This window comes from Pseudonocardia sp. Ae505_Ps2, from assembly GCF_001932425.1.
In the GTDB taxonomy this organism is placed as follows: Bacteria; Actinomycetota; Actinomycetes; order Mycobacteriales; family Pseudonocardiaceae; genus Pseudonocardia.
The window spans coordinates 4,135,949-4,158,005 of sequence record NZ_MCIP01000001.1; the positions used below are offsets into that span (position 1 = coordinate 4,135,949).

20 protein-coding genes are annotated in these 22,057 nt (G+C 74.6%); 12 read left to right on the forward strand and 8 right to left on the reverse strand.

Annotated features, from left to right (window positions below):
* Nucleotides 1–311: 311 nt before the first annotated feature.
* The 5 genes from Ae505Ps2_RS32090 to Ae505Ps2_RS19750 form a co-directional block, all read right to left on the reverse strand.
* Complete coding sequence (locus tag Ae505Ps2_RS32090; protein WP_170917061.1) at nt 312–1,073, reverse strand: ribonucleotide reductase; 762 nt, start codon at nt 1,071–1,073, stop codon at nt 312–314.
* Between the two features lie 19 nt (nt 1,074–1,092).
* The gene (locus Ae505Ps2_RS19735; RefSeq protein ID WP_075311660.1) at nt 1,093–1,299 is read right to left on the reverse strand and encodes a rubredoxin; all 207 of its coding nucleotides are present in this window, start codon (nt 1,297–1,299) and stop codon (nt 1,093–1,095) included.
* Nucleotides 1,300–1,558: 259 nt separating this feature from the next.
* Complete coding sequence (locus Ae505Ps2_RS19740; protein ID WP_075553852.1) at nt 1,559–3,655, reverse strand: DPP IV N-terminal domain-containing protein; 2,097 nt, start codon at nt 3,653–3,655, stop codon at nt 1,559–1,561.
* A 24-nt stretch (nt 3,656–3,679) separates the two neighbouring features.
* A complete protein-coding gene (gene rnhA / locus Ae505Ps2_RS19745) occupies nt 3,680–4,171 on the reverse strand; it encodes a ribonuclease HI (RefSeq protein ID WP_020626765.1) in 492 nt (163 codons plus the stop codon).
* 23 nt (nt 4,172–4,194) lie between these two features.
* Entirely contained in the window at nt 4,195–5,328 is a 1,134-nt protein-coding gene (locus Ae505Ps2_RS19750; RefSeq protein ID WP_075305846.1) for a hypothetical protein, read from the reverse strand.
* A 221-nt stretch (nt 5,329–5,549) separates the two neighbouring features.
* Here Ae505Ps2_RS19750 and Ae505Ps2_RS19755 point away from each other — a divergent pair, with 221 nt between their 5' ends.
* Nucleotides 5,550–6,917: an MFS transporter gene (locus Ae505Ps2_RS19755; RefSeq protein ID WP_075554281.1), complete on the forward strand. Its 1,368-nt coding sequence runs from the start codon at nt 5,550–5,552 to the stop codon at nt 6,915–6,917.
* Nucleotides 6,918–6,934: 17 nt separating this feature from the next.
* A complete protein-coding gene (locus Ae505Ps2_RS19760; protein WP_075305847.1) occupies nt 6,935–7,234 on the forward strand; it encodes a hypothetical protein in 300 nt (99 codons plus the stop codon).
* Here Ae505Ps2_RS19760 and Ae505Ps2_RS19765 read toward each other — a convergent pair.
* Nucleotides 7,209–7,652, reverse strand: a complete 444-nt coding sequence (locus Ae505Ps2_RS19765) for a DUF2000 domain-containing protein (protein ID WP_083702314.1) — start codon at nt 7,650–7,652, stop codon at nt 7,209–7,211. The genes Ae505Ps2_RS19760 and Ae505Ps2_RS19765 overlap by 26 nt on opposite strands.
* A 50-nt stretch (nt 7,653–7,702) precedes the next feature.
* On the opposite strand from Ae505Ps2_RS19765, the gene Ae505Ps2_RS19770 reads away from it, so the two are divergent.
* Entirely contained in the window at nt 7,703–8,539 is an 837-nt protein-coding gene (locus tag Ae505Ps2_RS19770; RefSeq protein WP_075305849.1) for an AraC family transcriptional regulator, read from the forward strand.
* Between the two features lie 9 nt (nt 8,540–8,548).
* On the opposite strand, the gene Ae505Ps2_RS19775 is transcribed toward Ae505Ps2_RS19770, so the two are convergent.
* Nucleotides 8,549–9,223: an MBL fold metallo-hydrolase gene (locus Ae505Ps2_RS19775; RefSeq protein ID WP_075553853.1), complete on the reverse strand. Its 675-nt coding sequence runs from the start codon at nt 9,221–9,223 to the stop codon at nt 8,549–8,551.
* A gap of 367 nt (nt 9,224–9,590) precedes the next feature.
* On the opposite strand from Ae505Ps2_RS19775, the gene uvrA reads away from it, so the two are divergent.
* The 7 genes from uvrA to pheT all read left to right on the forward strand — a co-directional run bounded on the left by uvrA (nt 9,591) and on the right by pheT (nt 18,765).
* Nucleotides 9,591–12,605 (forward strand): excinuclease ABC subunit UvrA, encoded by a 3,015-nt coding sequence (gene uvrA / locus Ae505Ps2_RS19780; RefSeq protein ID WP_075311666.1) that lies wholly within the window; start codon nt 9,591–9,593, stop codon nt 12,603–12,605.
* Nucleotides 12,606–12,890: 285 nt separating this feature from the next.
* Nucleotides 12,891–13,463 carry a translation initiation factor IF-3 gene (gene infC, locus Ae505Ps2_RS19785; RefSeq protein WP_051050118.1) on the forward strand — a complete coding sequence of 191 codons (573 nt, stop codon included), beginning with the start codon at nt 12,891–12,893 and terminating at the stop codon, nt 13,461–13,463.
* A 100-nt stretch (nt 13,464–13,563) separates the two neighbouring features.
* Nucleotides 13,564–13,758, forward strand: coding sequence for a 50S ribosomal protein L35 (gene rpmI / locus Ae505Ps2_RS19790; protein ID WP_020623393.1), 195 nt, complete (start codon nt 13,564–13,566; stop codon nt 13,756–13,758).
* A 77-nt stretch (nt 13,759–13,835) separates the two neighbouring features.
* Nucleotides 13,836–14,219, forward strand: a complete 384-nt coding sequence (gene rplT / locus Ae505Ps2_RS19795; RefSeq protein WP_020623392.1) for a 50S ribosomal protein L20 — start codon at nt 13,836–13,838, stop codon at nt 14,217–14,219.
* A gap of 1 nt (nt 14,220) precedes the next feature.
* The gene (locus Ae505Ps2_RS19800; RefSeq protein WP_337819500.1) at nt 14,221–15,102 is read left to right on the forward strand and encodes an RNA methyltransferase; all 882 of its coding nucleotides are present in this window, start codon (nt 14,221–14,223) and stop codon (nt 15,100–15,102) included.
* A 37-nt stretch (nt 15,103–15,139) separates the two neighbouring features.
* Entirely contained in the window at nt 15,140–16,195 is a 1,056-nt protein-coding gene (gene pheS / locus Ae505Ps2_RS19805) for a phenylalanine--tRNA ligase subunit alpha (RefSeq protein ID WP_075305853.1), read from the forward strand.
* Between the two features lie 38 nt (nt 16,196–16,233).
* Nucleotides 16,234–18,765, forward strand: coding sequence for a phenylalanine--tRNA ligase subunit beta (gene pheT, locus Ae505Ps2_RS19810; RefSeq protein WP_075553854.1), 2,532 nt, complete (start codon nt 16,234–16,236; stop codon nt 18,763–18,765).
* A 43-nt stretch (nt 18,766–18,808) separates the two neighbouring features.
* Here the strand turns inward: pheT and Ae505Ps2_RS19815 are convergent, their stop codons facing one another.
* Entirely contained in the window at nt 18,809–19,651 is an 843-nt protein-coding gene (locus Ae505Ps2_RS19815; protein WP_075553855.1) for a hypothetical protein, read from the reverse strand.
* 194 nt (nt 19,652–19,845) lie between these two features.
* Between Ae505Ps2_RS19815 and argC the strand changes: the two genes are divergently transcribed.
* Complete coding sequence (argC, locus tag Ae505Ps2_RS19820; protein WP_170917146.1) at nt 19,846–20,880, forward strand: N-acetyl-gamma-glutamyl-phosphate reductase; 1,035 nt, start codon at nt 19,846–19,848, stop codon at nt 20,878–20,880.
* Nucleotides 20,877–22,049, forward strand: coding sequence for a bifunctional glutamate N-acetyltransferase/amino-acid acetyltransferase ArgJ (argJ, locus tag Ae505Ps2_RS19825; RefSeq protein WP_020623713.1), 1,173 nt, complete (start codon nt 20,877–20,879; stop codon nt 22,047–22,049). Before argC ends, argJ begins: the two co-directional genes overlap by 4 nt.
* The last annotated feature ends 8 nt before the right edge of the window (nt 22,050–22,057 follow it).

The following is a 22,057-nucleotide window of genomic DNA, read 5'->3' on the forward strand; positions in this document are numbered from 1 at the left end:
GGCGATTCTCCGGGGACGTCCGGAGTATTCGTCCGTGTCGTTCGAGGGGGTTTTCGGAAACGGTGGTAAATCGCGGGCGGCGGCTCCGGGAATCGCGTCGCCAGAGGTCGGTGACATCGGTGCAGTGCCCGCACCTTGGCGGGGGCGAGGTGTCCGTCCCCGTCGTGACGTGCGACGTCGCATCCCGGGCGGCGCCGCGGGCTCCGGTGTGGACACCTGCTCGCCTCGCCCGCGGAACCGTCCGCGTCCATTCCGCGCAGGTCGGGCCGCGGGCCCGGAGGAATGAAACACGTGTTTCTCGAAAGGGGGTGTCACCAGAACTTGATGCCCGCCGCCTTGAGGCGGCGGCGGTGCTGCTTCACCGCGAGCGCGATCGCGTCGGGTGTGATGAGCCCGCCCCAGACCTTCGCCGCGGTCTCGCCCTGCTCGAGCAGCGCGTCGGCCTCCTCACCGCCCAGCTCGGCGCTCTGCACGACCCGCGAGCCGAAGCCGATGTGCCAGCGCTCGTCGCGCAGGACCAGCTCGGTCCCGCGGCGCACGCCCGGCAGCGGGACGAACAGCCGGTCCAGGGCCTGGAGCATCGCGTGCTGGCCGGCCAGCAGCACCACGCCCTCGATGACCATGTGGTAGAGCCCGACCGCCCCGGTCAGCCCGGTGTGGTCGTCGGCGAGCCGGCGGGCGGTCGACGGCAGCCGGTGCTCGAACAGGTCGACGAGCTCCGAGCTCACCTCGCGTCGCAGCACGTCCAGCCGGTCGGCCGGGGTGCCGCCGGGGACCCCCAGCACCTGCGCGGCGACCAGGTCGAAGAACCGGGCGTGCCGCGCCTCGTCACGGGCCTGGGCGCGGAACGCGGCCTGCATGGTGTCGTCGAGCGCCGCGGCCTGGTACGAGCCGAGCTGCCCGGCCACCGAGGCCTCGGCGACGGCGAACCCGGCGACCAGCCCGCGCACGGTCGCCGCCTCGTCCGGCGCGAGCCGGGTCCAGGCGTCGCGGTCCGGGCCCAGGTCGAGGTCGGTCTCGTCCCACTGCAGCGACTCGGCCAGCTGGACGAAGTGGTCGTATCCGGCGATCATGACCATGGTCTCGGTGTCCTCACCCCGGGAACTGTTCTCCCGGCTCCAACGGGCGGAAGTCCGACTTGGCGGCGCCGCAGATCGGGCACATCCAGTCGTCGGGGATGTCCTCGAAGGGGGTGCCCGGCTCGACGCCGCCGTCCGGGTCGCCCTCCTCCGGGTCGTAGACGAAGCCGCACGGCTCGCAGATCCACAGGGACCGCGTGGCCCGGCCGGACATCGTCATGCTGCTCCCCACGGCGTCGTCGCCCACGCCCGCCGGCCGCCCGTGACCGGGCCCGGCGGAGGTGATCCCCGAGGCCCAGGGAGCCACAGTGTGAGCGGGGTCGCAAGCGGGCCCGGAGCCCTCCCGTGGGGACCGGCGACGGCCGCGCATCCGGTCGTGGCCGGACGCACGGCGCTCTCAGCTGCGACGACGCGGTGCCCGGAGATCAGGTCCGGCCGGCGCCGGTGATCGTCGGAATCGGTGAAACACGTGTTCGCGCTCAGGCGCCGAGCGCGTCCCGGAGGAACCCGACCTGCAGGAGCAGCAGGTTCTCGGCGACGACCTCCTGCGGCGTCATGTGGGTGACCCCGGACAGCGGCAGCACCTGGTGGGCACGCCCGGCCGCGAGCAGCGCCGAGGACAGCCGCAGGGTGTGCGCGGCGACGACGTTGTCGTCGGCGAGACCGTGCACGACCATCAGCGGACGGTGCGGCCGCTCCGGGGTCGGCGGCGTCGCGGCGTCGTCGATGATCGACGAGCGGGTGTACGGCTCGCCGCCCGGCATCCCGAGGTAGCGCTCGGTGTAATGGGTGTCGTAGAGCGTCCAGTCGGTGACCGGGGCCCCGGCGATGCCGGCGTGGAAGACGTCGGGACGCCGCAGCACCGCGAGCGCGGACAGGTACCCGCCGAACGACCAGCCGCGGATCCCGACCCGGCCCAGGTCGAGGTCGGGATAGGCCGCCGCGGCGGCGTGCAACGCCGCGACCTGGTCCTCCAGCACCGGGCCCGCCAGGTCGCCGTGGATCGCGCGCTCGAACTCCGGGCCGCGCCCGGGGGAGCCACGACCGTCGGTGACCAGCACGGCGAAGCCCTGCTCGGCGAACCAACGGCTGGTCAGGTGCGCGTTGCGGGCCTGCAGCACCCGCTGGGAGTGCGGGCCGCCGTAGGGGTCGAGCAGCACCGGCAGCGGAGTGCCCGGCACGTGGCCCGACGGCAGGAACACCGCGGTGCGCAGCTCCCGCTCACCGAAGGAGTGCAGCACCGGGGCCGGGTCGAACCCGGGGTTGACGGCGTGCCCGGCGACCGGGTGCTCCGCCCCGCCGGCGGTGACGAGCACCGCGTGCGGCGCCGTCGCGAGGTCCTGGGAGACGCGGACGGTGGTGCCCCCCGCCGCGGCGACGGCGTGCACCCCGGTCGTCGGCGTCACCGCGACTGGCTCGGACCCCGGGGTCACCGAGTAGACGGCCACCGAGGTCGGCTCCGTCGAGGCCCGGAACAGGACGGTCTCGCCGTCGATGCCGACGACCCCACGCACCTGCAGCTCCGGGCCGGTCAGGTACGTGTCGCCGACGACGAGCCGACGCGCCCCGCCGGAGTCCTCGGCCCGCACCAGCGCCCCGGACGCGGTGCGCGCCGGGACACCCGGAACGTTCTCCACCCACACCGGGTCGGTCTGGGAGTGCAGCGTCGTGGTCCGACCGGTCGCGGGGTCCACGGCCAGGGTGCGGACCTCCCGCTGGTCGCGCGGCTGGACCGACAGCAGCGGCCCGTGGGTGTCCCAGTCCGCTGTGGCGAGGTACTCGTAGGTCTCGTCGTCCCAGGTCACGGTGGTGCGGGTGCCGTCCAGCGCGACGACGACCAGCCCCACGCGGGCGTTCGGGGTGCCGGCGGCGGGGTAGCGGACCGTGGTCGGGACGCGGTCGGGGTGCGCCGGGTCGGCGATGTGCCAGCGGGCGACCGGGGACTCGTCCACCCGGGCGACGAGCAGCGCGTCGCCGTCGGGGGACCACCAGAACCCGCGGTGGCGGTCCATCTCCTCGGCCGCGGCGAAGTCGGGCAGACCCCAGGAGACGTCGTCGCCGTCGGGGGTGAGCAGGGCGGTCGTCGTGCCGGTCGTGAGGTCGTGCAGGTGCAGGGCGCGGTCGGCGACGAAGGCGACCCGGGCGCCGTTCGGGTCGATCCGCGGGTCCACCACGGCCTCGATCCCGCCGACGTCGAGTGGCCGCACGTCCGGCTCCCCGGTCAGGGCGACGGTGAACGGCCGCCCGGACAGCGCGAACACGGCCCGGGTGACCGCGGCGTCGGTGGTGTACCCGACGACGCCGCCCGCCTGCTCCCGGACCCGCTCGCGGCGGGCCCGCTCGGCGGCGGGCAGGTCCTCCTCGCCCGGCAGCCCGGGCACCGACGCCGGGTCCACGAGCAGCCGCTCGGCACCGGTCGCGGCGTCGACCGACCACAGGCAGGTGACCGGGTCGGTGCCGGACCGGCTGCGCAGGAACACCGCCCGCGACCCGTCCCGGGCGACGGTGAACCCGCGGGGGACCCCGAGGGTGAAGCGGCGGGTGCGGGCGTGCAGGCGGGGGAACGAGTCGGCCACGGAGCCGACGCTATCTCCCCGGCGTCACCGCGTGCGGGACGGCCGCTTCCCGGACACGCGCCCGCCCGCCTCCTCGCAGCCGCGGGCGGCGAGCCGGTCGGCACGCTCGTTCTCCGGGTGCCCCGCGTGGCCCTTCACCCAGAACCAGGTGACGTCGTGCCGGCGGACGGCGGCGTCGAGCTCGCGCCACAGGTCGTCGTTCTTGACCGGCTCGCCGGCCGCGGTCCGCCAGCCGCGGGCCTGCCAGCGCGGCAGCCACTGGGTGATGCCGTTGCGCACGTAGGTGCTGTCGGTGTGCAGGTGGACGACGCTGCGCCGGGTCAGCGCGTCCAGCGCGCGGATCGGGGCGGTGAGCTCCATCCGGTTGTTCGTCGTGCGCTCCGGCTCGCCGCCGTACAGATCACGCTCGTGGCTGCCGTACCGCAGCACCGCGCCCCACCCGCCCGGCCCCGGGTTCGGGACACAGGCACCGTCGGTGAAGATCTCGACGACAACGGGCGGGTCGGCGGCGCTCACGGTCGGTGACGGTAGCGGGCGGGTCAGTAGAGCCGGTACGCCGCCCGGGCCGCGGCGAACCCGGCGCCGGTGCGGGCGTCGCGGCACTCGACGCCGGTCCGCGAGCTGACGCAGGTGACGTCGCCCTGGGTGAGGTGGGTGCCGTAGTCGAGCACCGCCGCGCCGGACGTGACGGGTGCCCCTCCGCACTCGGTGCGGGCGCCCGCCGGTCCGCCGGTGACCAGCGCGGCGTCCGGACAGTCACCCGCCGACCAGGTGCGGGCGGTGACGTCGCAGCGGACGGCGCCGTCCCCGGCGCCGCCGGTGATCCGGCAGGAGATGTTGCCGGTCGGGGAGGTGAACGACGCCGGCGACCCGAACGCGGCCGGGTCGGCCGCGGTGGTGCCCGCGACCAGCTCCGCCGGGGCCGCCACCGGTGCGGGACCCGAGCCGGCGCCCTGCGGCGCGCCGGGGTCGCCGGTGCGCCCGGAGCCGACGTAGGCGGCGACGACCACCGCCGCGGCCAGCACGAGCGTCGCGGCCACGGCGATCGCCGCGGTCCGGTGCCCGACGGCGTCGCGCAGCCCGCCGTCGGGCAGCCGGGCCGCGGACAGCCGGTCGCGCAGGGCGTCCCACCGTCCGGCCGGGGTCCCGGACGCGGCGTGGCCGGGCGGGTACACGACCGGCACGGGCGCGGCGGCGCGCGACCCGGCCTGGACCGGCCCGCTCTGGACCGGGCCGCCCTGGACCGGCACCGCCCAGGGCGCGGTCGGGAACGGGGCGCGGCCGGGCCCCGGAACCGGACCTGTGGTCCACGGAGCCTGCGCGCCCACGGCCGGCCCGGTCCGCTGCGCCGGGACCCCGCCCACCGGCCGCTGCTCGGCCGGGACGGCGGGCCAGGGCAGCGGCGGGGTCCGCGGGCCCGGCCGGTTCCGGGCGTCGACCGGTCCGGTCAGCTCGGTGGGCTCCGGCGCGGGTTCCCGCTGCGTCCCGGTCCAGCCCCCGGCGCGCGGGGCGGGGACGGGACCGGGTGTGACCGGCCCGGTCGTGGGTGCGGCGGTACCGGGGGCCGGGAGGCCGTCGGCGGGCGCGGCGCCGGTCAGCAGCGTCGTCGGATGCCCGTTGCGGCGGCCGTCCGGGCGCGCGGGGGTGCGGTCGTCGGCGTGGGGAGCGCTCATCGGTCCGGGACGCTAAGCGGGCCGACCATCCCCGGACAGCGGCCGTTCGGGGCAGTCACGGCGGCCGGTCGCCCCGTCTCGGTGACCGTCCGTGCACCGCCACCGTGGGTCGTGCCGCTCCCGGCGGTCCTGCCGGACGCCGCCCGTCCTGTACCGGTCACCGCACGACGGCGTTGCAATGTGCAATGGTGAGCAAGGCCAACGACGGTGAGGGGGCAGCGATGACGGAGGCCCGGCCCGGGGCGGCCACGAGCGGACCCGCGGCGGTGCTGGAGTCGCTGCCGCTGTCGGGATGGCACCGACGGCTCGTCGTCCTGGTGGGGATCGGGTCGTTCTTCGACCTGTACGAGGTGTTCCTCGGTGGCGTGCTGGCCCCGATCCTGGCCCGCGAGTGGGCACTCGGCTCGGCCGGCAAGGCGGCGGTGGTGTCGTCGGGCTTCCTCGGGATGTTCGTCGGCGCGGTCCTGCTGTCGATCGCGGCCGACCGGTTCGGCAGGCGCACCGTGTTCCTGCTGAACCTGCTCACCTACTCGCTGTTCTCCGTGGCGGCGGCGTTCTCGCCGAACCTGGAGACCTTCCTCGTCCTGCGCTTCCTCGCGGGCCTCGGGCTGGGCGCCGAGCTGGTGCTCGTCGACACCTACCTGGCCGAGTTCCTGCCCCGGCGGGTACGCGGCCGCTGGACGGCGTGGGCGTACACCGTCGGCTTCCTCGGGGTGCCGGTGGCCGCGCTGCTCGGCGGCCGGCTCGTCGCGGCGCAGTCGATCGCGGGCGTCGACGGCTGGCGCTGGCTGCTCGTCGCCGGGGGCCTGGGCGCGTTCTTCGTACTGGTGCTGCGCCGCGTGCTGCCCGAGTCCCCGCGCTGGCTGGTCGCCCACGGGCGGCGCGAGGAGGCCGCCGCCGTCGCGGCGGACGTGGCCCGGCGGGCCGGCGCCCCGGTCGAGGGGGAGGTGTCCACGGCCGACTCGGGGGGCGGCGGCTCGACCGTCGCGGTGCTGCGGATCGCCTTCAGCGGGGTCTACCGCACCCGCACGGTGATGCTCCTGATCTTCCAGGTGCTCCAGACCGTCGCCTACTACGGTTTCGGCACGCTCGCGCCGCTGGTCCTGGTGGCCAAGGGCTTCGACGTCACCGAGTCCCTCGGCTACGCCGCGCTGAGCTTCGCCGGGTACCCGCTGGGCTCGCTCGCCTCGGTCCCGCTGGTCGAACGGTTCGAGCGGAAGTGGCTGATCATCGCCTCGGCGCTGGCGATCGGAGTGCTCGGCATCGTGTTCGCGGCCGGGTCGACACCGCTGGTGATCGTCGGCTCCGGGTTCGCGCTGACCGCGGTGAGCAACGTGTTCTCCAACGCGTTCCACATCTACCAGGCCGAGATCTTCCCGACGACGATCCGCTCCACCGCGGGCGGGATCGCCTACTCGCTGTCCCGTGCGACGTCGGCGTTCCTCCCGTTCGTCGCCGTCCCGCTGCTGGCCACGGCCGGGCCGGTCGCGGTGTTCGGTGGCGCCGCGGGGCTCATCGTGCTGCTCTGTCTCGATGTCGGCCTGCTCGGTCCGCGCTCCACCGGGCTCGCGCTGGAGGAACTGGGCTGAGGGGGCATCCTGGCGGCGTGAGCCAGGCCCTGTACGAGATCACCGTCAACGCGCTGCTCGACCGCGACCGCCCGCTCACCCGCGCCGACTGGGACGCCGCCGTCGCCCGGGTGGGCGGGCACCGCGTGCCGCAGCTGCTCGCCGAGCTCACCGACGCCGGGCTGGTCGGCGCGGACCTGCTGCCCGAGGTCGTCGCCGCGGCGTGGGCGTCGGCCGACAGGCCGCTGGACCGGCTCCCGGCGGCGCGCTGGCGGGAGCTGTTCGACGACGCCGGGCTGGCCGCACCGGCCGTCACGGATGGGTCGTCGTCCCCTTGAGGATCTTGTCGACGGCGTTGCGCGGCCCGTGCAGCGCCAGCCCGACCAGGTCGAGCTCCTCGGCCCGGGCCACCGCGACCACGGCACGGTTGTCGTGGTCGTTGCCGGTGCCGAACATCGCGGAGGTGAACACCGCCACCGGCAGTCCGCGGCCGACCGCCCGGGCCCGGCAGGCCGCGAGCGTCGTCGCGTCCCCGGCGCGCACGAGCACCGGCAGACCGAGGGTCGGCAGGTAGGCGGTGCCGTCGGCGTCGGCGTAGGGCTCGCCGATCAGCTCGGGGACACCGGCGGCGACACCGGCGGCGAGGAAGGCGGTCACGTTCGCGACCTGCCAGCCGAGCAGGTCGTCACGCAGCACGACGGCGATCTTGGTGGCGGGGCGATCGGAGGAGACGGGGAGCAGGGCGGTGTCGGTCACGCCGTCGATCCTCGGGCGGCAGGACCCCTGCACTCTTGTACGTTCCGCACATGTCCGGAACCGGTTCGCGGGCGGCGGGCGAGGCCGTCACCGCCTGGCGGCCGCAGCGCGTGCCGGGCATCACGGAGGTGCTGCACGCGCGCTTCGTCCGGCACCGGTACCCGCTGCACGCGCACTCCACGTGGACGGTCCTGATCGTCGACGACGGCGCCGTGCGCTACGACCTGGACCGGCGACCGCACGGGACCGAGGAGGCCCCGATGACGCTGCTGCCGCCGCTGGTCGCGCACGACGGACGCGCGGCGGGCGGCTCCGGTTTCCGCAAGCGGGTCCTCTACCTCGACCCCGCCGCCCTCGACCCGGGGGCGTCCGGGACGGACGGGCTGGTCGGCCCCGCGGTCGACCGGCCGGGGGTGGCCGACCCCCTCCTGCGCCGCAGGCTCGACGAGCTGCACCGCGCGCTGGCGGTGCCGGGGGAGGAGCTGCACGCCGAGAGCCGCCTCGCACTCGTCGCCGAACGTCTCGCCCGGCACCTGGACCCGACCGCCGGGCCCGGCCCGGCGCCGCCGACGGACCTGGCCGGCCGGCTGCGGGACCTGCTCGACTCCCGGCTCGTCGACGGTGTGACCCTCGCCGAGGCCGGGCGCCTGTTGCACGCCCACCCCGGCCACCTGGTCCGCACCTTCTCGCGCCGCTTCGGGCTCCCGCCGCACCGCTACCTCGACGCCCGCCGCGTCGAGCGGGCGCGGTCGCTGCTGCTGGACGGGACGCCGCCGGCCGCGGCCGCCGCGGCGGTGGGGTTCCACGACCAGGCCCACCTGCACCGCCGGTTCGTGCGGCTGGTCGGTGTCACGCCCGGCCGCTACGCCCGCAGCGGCCCGGCGTGACGCCGAGGGTCACCAGCCCCGTGACCGCCACTCGGGGATGCTCGGCCGCTCCGCCCCGAGCGTCGAGTCGTCACTGTGGCCCGGGTAGAACCAGGTGTCGTCGTCGAGCCGGTCGAACACCCGCTCCTCGAGGTCACTGATCAGCTGCGCGTTGTCCTCCGCCGACCAGGTCTTGCCCGGCCCACCCGGGAACAGGCTGTCCCCGGTGAACAGGTGCGGCCGGTCCTCCCCGCGGTAGAGCAGCGCCACCGAGCCCGGCGTGTGCCCGCGCAGGTGGATGACCTCCAGCTCGATCTCACCGAAGGCGATCGTGTCGCCGTGCTCGACGAACTCGTCCATCGGGGCGGGGAGCTCCGGCGCGTCCAGCGGGTGGGCGATCAGCCGCGGCTCGAACATGCCCGCGATCGCGCCCAGCGCCTGCCAGTGGTCGGCGTGGCGGTGGGTGGTGACCAGGTGGCGCAGGTCCGGGCGCTCGTCCGCGGCGCCGATGAGGTCGGCGATGCGGGTCGGCTCGGCCGCCGCGTCGATCAGCAGCGCCTCGTTGCTCTGCTTGCACACGAGCAGGTAGGCGTTGTTGTCCATCTCGCCGACCGAGATCTTGCTGATGCTCAGCCGCTCCAGGTCGCGGCGGATGGCCGCGCCGCCCGGCTCGGTGTGACCGGTGTAGTTCTCCAGGACGTCCACGAGCGGGAGGGTAGCGGCCCGTCCCGACATCCCGCGGTGGGGAGAACCCGCCGGTCGCACGCACGGGGCCGCTGACGGATCGAACAGGCGTGCGAGTACCGTGCGCGGTGGACCGACCGGCGCGTACCGAGGTGCATCCACCGCGCCGGACCACCGCCGGGCCCCGCTCACCGGGTTCCTGTCGGGGGTCGCACCTAGCATCGACGGCGGACGAGGGGACGAACCTCACCGGCCACGGGTGCCCGGTCCGGGAATGTCCGTCAGCCCGCGGGCGTCACAACCGGGTCCGACCCGGACGGCACCGCCACCCCAGGAGGCGCGCAACGTGAGCGACCACAGCACCGACCGCCGCGACGCCGGCACCGCCCTGTCCCCGGGCGCGTCGCCGGTCCCGGAGGGGCCGAAGCTGGTCGTGCGCGGTGCGCGCGAGCACAACCTGCAGGGCATCGACATCGACCTGCCCCGCGACAGCATGATCGTCTTCACCGGGCTGTCCGGGTCCGGCAAGTCCAGCCTCGCGTTCGACACGATCTTCGCCGAGGGGCAGCGGCGCTACGTCGAGTCCCTCTCGGCGTACGCGCGCCAGTTCCTCGGGCAGATGGACAAGCCCGACGTGGACTTCATCGAGGGCCTGTCCCCGGCGGTCTCGATCGACCAGAAGTCGACCAACCGCAACCCGCGCTCGACGGTCGGCACGATCACCGAGATCCACGACTACCTGCGGCTGCTCTACGCGCGCGCCGGCATCCCGCACTGCCCGACCTGCGGCGAGCGGATCGAGAAGCAGACCCCGCAGCAGATCGTCGACCAGGTGCTGGAGATGGAGCAGGGCAGCCGCTTCCAGGTGCTCGCGCCGGTCGTGCGGACCCGTAAGGGCGAGTTCGTCGACCTGTTCGGGAACCTGCAGGCCCAGGGCTACTCCCGCGTCCTCGTCGACGGCACGGTCCACCCGCTGTCGGACCCGCCGAAGCTGAAGAAGCAGGAGAAGCACGACATCGCCGTCGTCGTCGACCGGCTCTCGGTGAAGGCGACGGCCAAGCAGCGGCTCACCGACTCGGTGGAGACCGCGCTGCGGCTGGCCGACGGCCTGGTCGTGCTGGACTTCGTGGACCTGCCCGACGACGACCCGCAGCGCGAGCGCCGCTTCTCCGAGAAGATGGCCTGCCCGAACGGGCACACCCTCGCCGTCGACGACCTCGAGCCCCGCACCTTCTCCTTCAACTCGCCCTACGGCGCCTGCCCGGCCTGCTCCGGCATCGGCATCAAGAAGGAGGTCGACCCGGAGCTGGTCGTCCCCGACCCGGACCTGTCCCTCGGCGACGGCGCCATCGCGCCCTGGTCGTCCGGACACAACGCGGACTACTTCGGCCGGCTGCTGTCCGGCCTGGCCACCGCGGTCGGGTTCCGGATGGACACCCCCTGGCGCAAGCTCCCCGCCGCCGCGCAGAAGGCGGTCCTGCACGGCAGCGACGACCAGGTCCACGTGCGCTACCGCAACCGCTACGGCCGCGAGCGCTCGTACTACGCCAACTTCGAGGGCGTGATGCCGTTCCTCGAGCGTCGCCTGGAGCAGACCGAGTCCGAGTCGCAGCGGGAGCGCTACGAGGGCTACATGCGCGACATCCCCTGCCCGGCGTGCAACGGCGCCCGGCTGCGTCCCGAGGTGCTGTCGGTGACCCTGCCGCACCGCGACCTGGGGGAGCGGTCGATCGCGCAGGTGTCGAACATGTCGGTGGCTGAGTGCTCACAGTTCCTGAACGGCATGGTGCTCGACGACCGGCAGGCGATGATCGCCGGTGCGGTGCTCAAGGAGGTGCAGGCCCGGCTGGGCTTCCTGCTCGACGTCGGGCTGGACTACCTGTCGCTGGACCGTGCCGCGGGCACGCTGTCCGGTGGCGAGGCGCAGCGGATCCGGCTGGCCACCCAGATCGGCTCCGGCCTGGTCGGGGTCCTCTACGTGCTCGACGAGCCGTCGATCGGGCTGCACCAGCGCGACAACCGGCGGCTGATCGACACGTTGACCCGGCTCAAGGAGCTGGGGAACACGCTGATCGTCGTCGAGCACGACGAGGACACCATCCGCGCCTCGGATTGGGCGGTGGACATCGGCCCCGGCGCCGGCGAGCACGGCGGCCGCGTCGTGCACTCGGGCACCATCGCCGACCTGGAGTCGCACGACACCTCGCTGACCGGCGCCTACCTGTCCGGGCGCAAGTCGATCCCGCTGCCCGAGCGCCGGGTGCTCGACCACGACCGCAGGCTGACCATCGTCGGCGCGCGGGAGCACAACCTGCGCGGCATCGACGTCGACATCCCGCTCGGTGGCCTGGTGTCGATCACCGGGGTCTCCGGGTCCGGCAAGTCGACGCTGATCAACGACATCCTCGCCACGGTGCTGGCGAACCGGCTCAACGGCGCCCGCCAGGTCCCCGGCAGGCACACCCGGATCAACGGCGTCGACGAGCTCGACAAGCTCGTCCGGGTCGACCAGTCGCCGATCGGGCGGACCCCGCGGTCCAACCCGGCGACCTACACCGGCGTGTGGGACAAGGTCCGCAAGCTGTTCGCCGCGACCACCGAGGCGAAGGTCCGCGGCTACGCCGAGGGCCGCTTCTCCTTCAACGTCAAGGGTGGCCGCTGCGAGGCGTGCACCGGCGACGGCACGATCAAGATCGAGATGAACTTCCTGCCGGACGTCTACGTGCCGTGCGAGGTCTGCAAGGGGGCCCGGTACAACCGGGAGACCCTGGAGGTCCACTACAAGGGCAAGACCGTCGCCGACGTCCTGGACATGCCGATCGAGGAGGCCGCCGAGTTCTTCGAGCCGATCACCTCGATCGCCCGCTACCTGCGGACCCTGGTCGACGTCGGCCTCGGCTACGTCCGGCTCGGGCAGCCCGCGCCGACGCTGTCCGGCGGTGAGGCCCAGCGGGTCAAGCTCGCCAGCGAGCTGCAGAAGCGCAGCAACGGCCGCACCGTCTACATCCTCGACGAGCCGACCACCGGCCTGCACTTCGAGGACATCCGCAAGCTCCTCGCCGTCATCCAGGGGCTGGCGGACAAGGGCAACACGGTGATCGTGATCGAGCACAACCTCGACGTCATCAAGACCTCGGACTGGGTCATCGACATGGGCCCGGAGGGCGGCTCGGGCGGTGGCACCGTGGTGGCGCAGGGGACACCGGAGCAGATCGCGGCGCACCCCGACAGCCACACCGGCCGGTTCCTGCGTGATCTGGTCACCCCGGACCACACCCCGGTCACACCGGCCCGGCGGCGGGCCGCGTCGTCGAAGGGCAGTGGAAGCGGCACGGGGACCGCGGCCGCGGGCCGGTCGACGACCGCACGGCGAAGTCGGGCCAAGGCGGCCAGCGCGGGCTGAGCCCCGCCCCGGGCCGGGGTCCGCGCAGGTCCCGGTCCGACCCCGCGTTCCCGGCGCACCGGCGGCCTGTTACCCTCGGGAATGCGACCACCCGGGATCGCGTTGTCACGTGTGTTCCGGGCGTCAAGTGGAGCCCCGCTCCCACCCGTGCCGTGATCGTGACGGTGTCCGGGTCCATGGTCCGGCTTCACGGCAGAATTCTGTCGCGGGCCGATCAACGGGTCTTCGCTTGTCGTCGCCGGCGCAGCAGGTAGTAGCGACACAGCGAGTCACTCAGGAGACCCCATCAGCACAGAGCCCCGCATCAACGACCGCATCCGCGTGCCCGAGGTCCGCCTCGTGGGCCCGAACGGCGAGCAGGTCGGGATCGTGCGCATCGAGGACGCCCTCAAGCTGGCCCAGGACGCCGACCTCGACCTCGTCGAGGTCGCCGGCCAGGCCCGCCCGCCGGTCTGCAAGCTCATGGACTACGGAAAGTTCAAGTACGAGAGCGCGCAGAAGGCCCGGGAGTCCCGGCGCAACCAGCAGCTCACCGTGATCAAGGAGCAGAAGCTCCGGCCGAAGATCGACAAGCACGACTACGAGACGAAGCGCGGTCACGTCATCCGCTTCCTCGAAGGCGGCAACAAGGTCAAGGTCACGATCATGTTCCGTGGTCGCGAGCAGTCGCGTCCCGAGCTGGGCTACCGCCTGCTCCAGCGCCTGGCCGAGGACATCGGTGACATGGCCGTCGTCGAGGCCGCTCCGAAACAGGACGGCCGCAACATGACGATGGTGCTGGCACCGACGAAGAAGCCGGTCTCGCGCAAGACGACGGCCGCAGCCAGCTCCGACGCCCCGGCAGACGCCGAGGCGTGAGGTCCCACTCCCGTGTCCGGCCGCCGCCGGGCACGGGAGGGACACGCAGTACCCGCACCGACCCCCGGAACCTCGGGGGCCGACATCGAACGGATACGTCATGCCGAAGAACAAGACGCACAAGGGGACCGCGAAGCGCGTCCGCATCACCGGTGGCGGCAAGCTCATGCGCCAGCAGGCCGGGCTGCGGCACCGTCTCGAGGTCAAGTCGCGCAAGGAGAAGCGTGACCTGTCGGGCACCGTCGAGCTCGCCAAGGCCGATGTGAAGCGCGTCAAGAAGCTGCTCGGTCACTGACCTTCCGCCCCTTTCACGAACCCCGGCACGCCGCACCCCCACCGCGGTAGTGCCGGAGAAGCCCCAGGAGATACCCCATGGCACGCGTGAAGCGCTCCGTGAACGCCCAGAAGAAGCGCCGCACCACGCTCGAGTCGGCCGCCGGCTACCGCGGGCAGCGCTCGCGGCTGTACCGCAAGGCCAAGGAGCAGATGCTCCACTCGATGAACTACGCCTACCGGGACCGTCGCGCGCGCAAGGGCGACTTCCGGCAGCTGTGGATCACCCGCATCAACGCCGCGGCCCGCGCAAACGACATGACCTACAACCGGTTCATCCAGGGCCTCAAGGCCGCCGGTGTCGAGGTCGACCGCAAGAACCTCGCCGAGATCGCCGTGAGCGACCCGGCCGCCTTCGCCGCGCTCGTCGCGGTGGCGAAGGAGAACCTGCCGGTCGGCACCGAGCAGGGCTCCGCGGCCTGAGGTGACCCGGGGCGACATCGAGTCGCGCAGCGCCGGTGAGCGCTCCGCGGACTCCACGCCCGGCACCGAACGCACCCCCCGCGTCGCAGCGGCACGCAAGCTGCTGCGACGCGCGGGGCGCGATCGGGCCGGGCGTTTCCTCGTCGAGGGGGCCCAGGCCGTCCGTGAGGCCCTCGACGCCGTCACGGTGCACGAGCTGTTCGTCACCGCCGTCGCCGCCGCGCGCCACCCCGAGCTGGTCGAGGCCGCGGAGCGCTCCGGCGCCCGGGTGTCCCCGGTGACCGAGAAGGCCGCCGCGGCCCTGTCGGAGACGGTCACCCCGCAGGGGCTCGTCGCCGTCTGCGACCTGCTCGACGTGCCGGTGTCCGCCGCGCTGGCCGGGGTCCCCGGCTTCGTCACCGTCTGCGACGGCATCTCCGACCCCGGCAACGTCGGCACCGTGGTCCGGGTCGCCGACGCAGCCGGCTGCGACGCGGTCCTCCTCGCCGGGGACACCGTCGACCCGCACAACGGGAAGGCCGTCCGGGCCTCCACCGGCAGCGTGTTCCACCTGCCGCTGGCCCGCGACCGGGACGCCCCCGCCGTCGTCGAGATGTGCCGGGCGGCCGGGCTGACCACACTCGTCGCCGACGGGCACGGCGAGGTCGACCTGCACGACCCCGCCGTCACCCCGACCCTCGCCGGGCCGGTCGCCTGGATCCTCGGCAGTGAGGCGCACGGCCCGTCGGCCGAGGTGCACGACGCCGCCGACCACCGGGTCCGCGTCCCGATCCACGGCCGGGCCGAGTCGCTGAACCTCGCCACCGCCGCGGCGATCTGCCTGTACGCGACGGTCGCGGCCCGTGCGGGCGTCGCCCCGCAGCTGCCCCCGGCGCGCGGCTGAAACCCGCTCGCGGCCGCCCTCTACGATCGTGGGCACCATGAGTGAGAACGACACGGCGAGCCCTCTTGACCCGGACGTACTGAAGGCCGCGGTGGAGGCCGCCCGCACGGCGTTCGACGAGGCGGGCGACCTCGACGCGCTGGCCGCGGTGAAGCCCGCGCACCTCGGGGACCGCGCCCCGATCCCGATGGCGCGCCGGTCGCTGGGACAGCTGCCCGGTCCCGAGCGCGCCGACGCCGGCAAGCGGGTCAACGCCGCCCGCGTGGAGGCCCAGGCCGCGTTCGACGCGCGCCGCGAGGTCCTGCTCGCCGAGCGCGACGCCCGGGTGCTGGCCGAGGAGACCGTCGACGTCACCCTGCCCTGGGACCGTTGCCCGCGCGGCGCGCGCCACCCCATCACCCAGCTGTCCGAGCGGATCGCCGACATCTTCGTCGGGATGGGCTGGGAGGTCGCCGAGGGCCCCGAGGTCGAGGCGTCTTGGCTGAACTTCGACGCGCTCAACTTCGGCAAGGACCACCCGGCCCGCACCATGCAGGACACCTTCTACCTGGGTGACCCCGAGCGCGGGCAGGACTCGGGCACGGTGCTGCGCACGCACACCTCGCCGGTCCAGGTCCGGTCGCTGCTGGAGCGCGAGCTGCCGGTCTACGTCGCCTGCCCGGGCCGGACCTTCCGCACCGACGAGCTCGACGCCACCCACACCCCGGTGTTCCACCAGGTCGAGGGCCTCGCCGTCGACCGCGGGCTGACCATGGCCCACCTCAAGGGGACGCTCGACGCGTTCGCCCGCGCGGTGTTCGGCCCCGAGGCCGGGACCCGCATGCGACCGTCGTACTTCCCGTTCACCGAGCCCTCGGCCGAGGTGGACCTGTGGTTCCCGCAGAAGAAGGGCGGCCCCGGCTGGGTCGAGTGGGGCGGCTGCGGCATGGTCAACCCGAACGTCCTGCGCGCCTGCGGCGTCGACACCGAGGTGTACTCCGGGTTCGCCTTCGGCATGGGCATCGAGCGGACCCTCATGTTCCGCAACGGCATCCCGGACATGCGGGACATGGTCGAGGGCGACGTCCGCTTCTCGACCGCGTTCGGCGTCTGACCCGGCCCACCCCGCTTCCACACGAGGAGTTCTGAGCAGTGCGAGTGTCCGCGTCCTGGCTCGCCCGGCACATCGACCCGGCGGCGCTGCCCGCCGGGCCCGAGGCGATCGGCGACGCCTTCGTCCGGGTCGGGCTGGAGGTCGAGGACATCCACCCGGCCCCCGCGATCACCGGGCCGGTGACCGTCGCCCGCGTGCAGGAGATCGAGGAGCTCACCGAGTTCAAGAAGCCGATCCGGTACTGCCGGGTGGGCTTCGGAACCCAGGGCGACGGCACCGAACGTCACCGGTACGTCGTCTGCGGTGCGCGCAACTTCGCCGTCGGCGACCTCGTCGTCGTCACCGAGCCGGGTGCCGTGCTCCCCGGCGACTTCGCGATCGCCCAGCGCACGACCTACGGCAAGGTCTCCGACGGCATGATCGCCTCGGCGAAGGAGCTCGGCCTCGGCGCCGACACCGGCGGCATCCTCGTGCTCCCGCCCGGCACTGCCGAGCCCGGCGACGACGCGCTGGAGGGCCTCGGGCTCACCGAGCCCGTCGTCGAGCTCGCCGTCACCCCGGACCGGGGCTACTGCTTCGCCGTCCGCGGCCTCGCCCGCGAGCTCGCGACCTCGCTCGACGCCGACTACACCGACCCGGTCACCAGGGTCGCCGTCCCGGACACCACCGGCGACGCCTGGCCGGTCCGGCTCGCCGACACCGACGCCTGCCCGCGGTTCGTCGCGCGGCGGGTCGACGGCGTCGACCCGGCCGCGCCCAGTCCGTGGTGGATGCAGCGCGCGCTGCTCTCGGCCGGGATGCGCCCGATCTCGCTGGTCGTCGACGTCACCAACTACGTGATGCTCGACCTCGGCCAGCCGCTGCACGCCTACGACGCGTCCCGGCTGAGCGGCGCCATCGAGGTCCGCCGCGCGACGACGGGGGAGAAGCTGCAGACCCTCGACGGCCAGACCCGCGCCCTGGACCCCGACGACCTGCTCATCACCGACGACTCCGGCCCGATCGGGCTCGCCGGCGTGATGGGCGGGGCGTCCACCGAGATCCCCGCGCCGGAGGACCTCGCCGACGGCGCCCGGGTCGACGTCCTGCTGGAGGCCGCGCACTTCTCGCCGCCGGTGATCGCGCGCGCCGCACGCCGGCACAAGCTGCCCAGCGAGGCGTCCAAGCGGTTCGAGCGGGTCGTGGACCCGGCGCTCCCGCCGGTCGCGGCCGAGCGTGCCGCGCAGCTGCTCGTCGAGCTCGGCGGCGGCACCCTCGCCGACGGGCGCACCGACGAAGGCGGGGTCCCCGCCGTCGCGAGCGTGCGGATGCCGCTGTCGATGCCCGACCGCGTCGCCGGGGTCGAGTACCCGCGCGGGTCCACCGTGCGGCGCCTGACCCAGGTCGGCTGCGCGATCTCCCTGGACACCGGCGCCGGCGGGGAGGGTGTCGTCGTCGCGACCCCGCCGACCTGGCGCCCGGACCTCACCATGGCCGCCGACCTGGTGGAGGAGGTGCTGCGGCTGGAGGGCTACGACGCCATCCCGTCGGTGCTGCCCGCCGCCCCGGCAGGGCGTGGCCTGACCGCCGCCCAGCAGCGCTGCCGCGCGGTGTCCCGGGCCCTCGCCGAGGCGGGCCACGTCGAGGTGCTGCCGTTCCCGTTCGTCTCCGACGCCGTCTGGGACGACCTGGGCCTGGCTGCCGACGACGAGCGCCGCCGCACCGTCGCCGTCACCAACCCGCTCGACGCCGAGCGGTCCCGGCTCGCGACGACCCTGCTCCCCGGCCTGCTCGACATGCTGGTGCGCAACCGTTCCCGCGGCGCCGAGGACCTCGCGCTGTACGCGATCGCGCAGGTCGTGCAGCCGGGGGAGACCACCCCCGCGATGCCCGACCCGGCCGTGACCGGCCGTCCCTCCGACGAGGAGTACGCCGCCCTGCGCGCCGCGCTGCCCGACCAGCCCGTGCACGTCGGGATCGTCCTCGCCGAGAACCGTGAGCCGCGCGGCTGGTGGGGCCCGGGCCGTCCGGCGTCCTGGTCCGACGCCGTCGAGGCGGCCCGGCTGACCGGCGCCGCCGCCGGGGTGGAGCTGCGGCCGCGCCGCGCCGAGCGGGCACCGTGGCACCCCGGCCGGTGCGCCGAGCTCGTCCTGGTCGACGCGGCCGGGACCGACACCGTCGTCGGGTACGCCGGTGAGCTGCACCCCAAGGTCGTCGAGGCGCTGGGGCTGCCGGCCCGCACCGCCGCGGCCGAGATCGACCTCGACGCGATCCCGCTGCGGGAGAACCTGCCGGTGCCGCGGGTGTCGGCGTTCCCGCCGGTCGCGGTGGACGTCGCGCTGGTCGCCGACGAGTCGGTCCCGGCGGCGGACCTCGCCGACGCGCTCACCGCGGGCGCGGGGGAGCTGCTGGAGTCGGTGCGGCTGTTCGACGTCTACACCGGTGACCAGGTCGGACAGGGGCGCCGTTCGCTGGCGTTCTCGCTGCGCCTGCGCGCCTCGGACCGCACGCTGACCAGCGAGGAGGCGAACGCCGCCCGCGACGCGGCGGTCGCCGAGGCCACGGCCCGGCACGGGGCCGCGCTGCGCTGAGTCCGGGCCCGCAGCGGTCCGTGCCGCGCCGGCCCCGGCCGGCTCAGCGCGGGACCGCCGCGGCCGCGGCCACCGCCGCGGCCCGCCACTGGTCCCGGGACGGGGTCCGCCCCGCAACCGCCACCGTCACGAGGTACCGGGCGGTGGCCAGCTGCAGGGTCGGCCCGGCGACGGTGTCGAGCACCGTCGCCGAGGTCCCCGCCGGCAGCCCGGTCACCGCGCTGCCGTGCCGCGCGGCGGCCACGTAGCCGGCAGGGGTGCTCCGGTTGGTCGTGTAGGCGTTCACCGACACCGTCACGCCGTCGGCGAGCGCGAAACAGGCCCGGGTGCGGGTGCCGTCGGTGCGGGTGACCACGGCGTTCGTCGCCGGCGCGACCGGTGGGCCGCCCAGCAACCCGGTCAGCGTCGCACGGTCGAGCAGGCACTCGTCGGCCACCACGTCGGAGGTCAGCGGGGCCGGTGGGGCCGGCGCGGCGGCCCGCGTGGGAGCGGCGCGCGCCGCGTCCGGTGCGGGCCGGGCCCGGCCGTCCGGGACACGGGACGCACCGTCCCCGACCGGCACCGGCGGCACCGTGCGGGCCGTGCCGTCCCCGCCGTCCCCGCCGTCCCCGCCGTCCCCGCCGTCCCCGCCGTCGGGGAGACCGGACGAGGGCGGAACCGGGACGGGCGGGACCGTCGTCGTCGGACGGCCGTCGGTGGTCGGGGCGGCGAGCGGCCCGTTCGACAGCGGCCCCGGCACCGTGAACGACGTCGGCGGCCGCCGCGTGGGCTCCACCGGAGCCGCCGCGGTCGAGGGCAGCGCCGGCCCCTGTCCGGTGGGCCACGGCGTCCCGGCCACGGTCGAGGCGCACCCGCCGAGCAGCCCCGCGAGCACCGCCGTGACCACCGCGGTGACCGCCGCCGTCGGGGTCGCCGACCGTCCCCGGGCAGGCGTTCCCGCGCCCGGTCCCACCCCGCGTGTCACCCGTCGCCGCACCCGCGGGAAACTAGGCGCCGGACGTGCCCGCCGGGCCCGGTTCCGCCCCGCCCGGTCGCGATCGCGAATCCCGATTGCATGGCTTTGCGTGGCCGTGCATACTCATCCACGTGGTACGCATCGCAGTGGCGGGAGCCAGTGGCTACGCCGGGGGAGAGCTCCTCCGGCTGCTGCTCGCACATCCCGAGGTGGAGATCGGCGCCCTCACGGCCGGCGGGAACGCGGGCACGCGTCTGGGCGAGCACCAGCCGCACCTGGCCCCGCTCGCGGACCGCGTCCTGGGCGAGAGCACGGCGGAGAACCTCGCCGGACACGACGCGGTGTTCCTGGCCCTGCCGCACGGCAAGTCCGCCGAGCTGGCGGCGCAGCTGGGGCCGGACACCCTCGTCGTGGACTGCGGGGCGGACCACCGCCTGACCGACCCGGCCGCCTGGGACCGGTGGTACGGCGGCGAGCACGCCGGGCACTGGCCCTACGGGCTGCCCGAGCTGCCCGGCGCCCGGGCGTCGCTGACCGGCACCAGGCGCGTCGCGGTGCCCGGCTGCTACCCGACCGGGACCAGCCTCGCGCTGGTCCCCGCGCTGGTCGCCGGCCTGGTCGCCCCCGAGGTCGTGATCACCGCGGTCACCGGCACCTCCGGTGCGGGCAAGTCGCTCAAGCCGCACCTGCTGGGCGCGGAGGTCATGGGGTCGCTGTCGGCGTACGGCGTCGGCGGTGTGCACCGGCACACCCCCGAGATCGCGCAGAACCTGTCCGCCGCGCTCGGCTCGCCCGTCTCGGTCAGCTTCACCCCGGTGCTCGCGCCGCTGCCGCGCGGCATCCTCGCCTCCTGCTCGGCCCTGCTGGCCGACCCGGCGACCGATGCGGCCGCGGTCCGGTCGGTCTACGAGAAGGCCTACGCCGACGAGCCGTTCGTGCACCTGCTGCCGGAGGGCCAGTGGCCCACCACGGCGCAGACCCTGGGCTCCAACAACGTCGCGCTGCAGGTCACCGTCGACGCCGACGCGGGCCGCCTCGTCGTCGTCTCGGCGATCGACAACCTGACCAAGGGCACCGCGGGCGGCGCCGTCCAGTGCATGAACCTGGCCCTCGGTCTGCCCGAGACCACCGGCCTGCCGACGACGGGAGTGGCGCCGTGAGCGTGACCGCAGCGAAGGGCTTCCGGGCCGCCGGGATCGCCGCCGGGATCAAGAAGTCCGGGCGGGCCGACCTGGCGCTCGTGGTGAACGACGGCCCGCGCACCGAGGCCGCCGGGGTCTTCACCCGCAACAAGGTCAAGGCCGCTCCCGTCCTGTGGTCGCAGCAGGTGCTGACCACCGGCTCGCTGCGCGCGGTGGTCCTCAACTCCGGCGGGGCGAACGCCTGCACCGGGGCCGAGGGCTTCCAGACGGCGCACGCCACCGCGGAGCAGGCCGCCGAGGTACTCGGCTGCGGTGCGATCGACGTCGCCGTGTGCTCCACCGGCCTCATCGGCGAGCAGCTCCCGCGGGAGACCCTGCTCGCCGGGGTCCGGACGGCCGCCGGGGAGCTGGCGTCGGGGCCCGAGGCCGGGTCCGCCGTCGCCGGCGCGATCATGACGACCGACACCGTCCCGAAGGAGTCCGTCGTCACCGATCCGGCCGGCTGGACCGTCGGGGGCACGACCAAGGGCGCCGGGATGATCGCCCCGTCGATGGCGACAATGCTCAGCGTGCTCACCACCGACGCGGTGCTCGACCGGGCGACGCTCGACGCCGCGCTGCGCGAGGCCGTCCGCTACAGCTTCGACCGGCTCGACGTCGACGGCTCGATGTCCACCAACGACACCGTGCTGGTGCTGGCCTCCGGCGCGTCCGGCGTCGAGGCCGACCCGGCGGTGTTCACCGCCGCGCTCACCCGCGTGTGCCGTGACCTCGCCGAGCAGATGCAGGCCGACGCCGAGGGCGTCACCAAGCGCATCACCGTGCGGGTCACCGGCGCCGCCTCCGAGGACGACGCGGTGACCGTCGCCCGCACGATCGCCCGCGACTCCCTGGTGAAGACCGCGATGTTCGGATCCGACCCCAACTGGGGCCGGGTCGCGGCCGCCGCCGGGTACGCCGACGCCGAGCTCGACCCCGAGCACCTCGACGTCACGATCAACGGCGTGCTGCTGTGCAAGGGCGCGGCCGTGGCCGGGGACCGGGCCGACTGCGACCTGTCCGGGAAGGACGTCCTGATCGAGGTCGGGCTGGGTCTGTCCGGCGGGGCCGAGGGACACACCGCGGAGATCAGGACCACCGACCTGTCACACGCCTACGTGGAGGAGAACAGTGCCTACTCCTCCTGAGCCGGTCG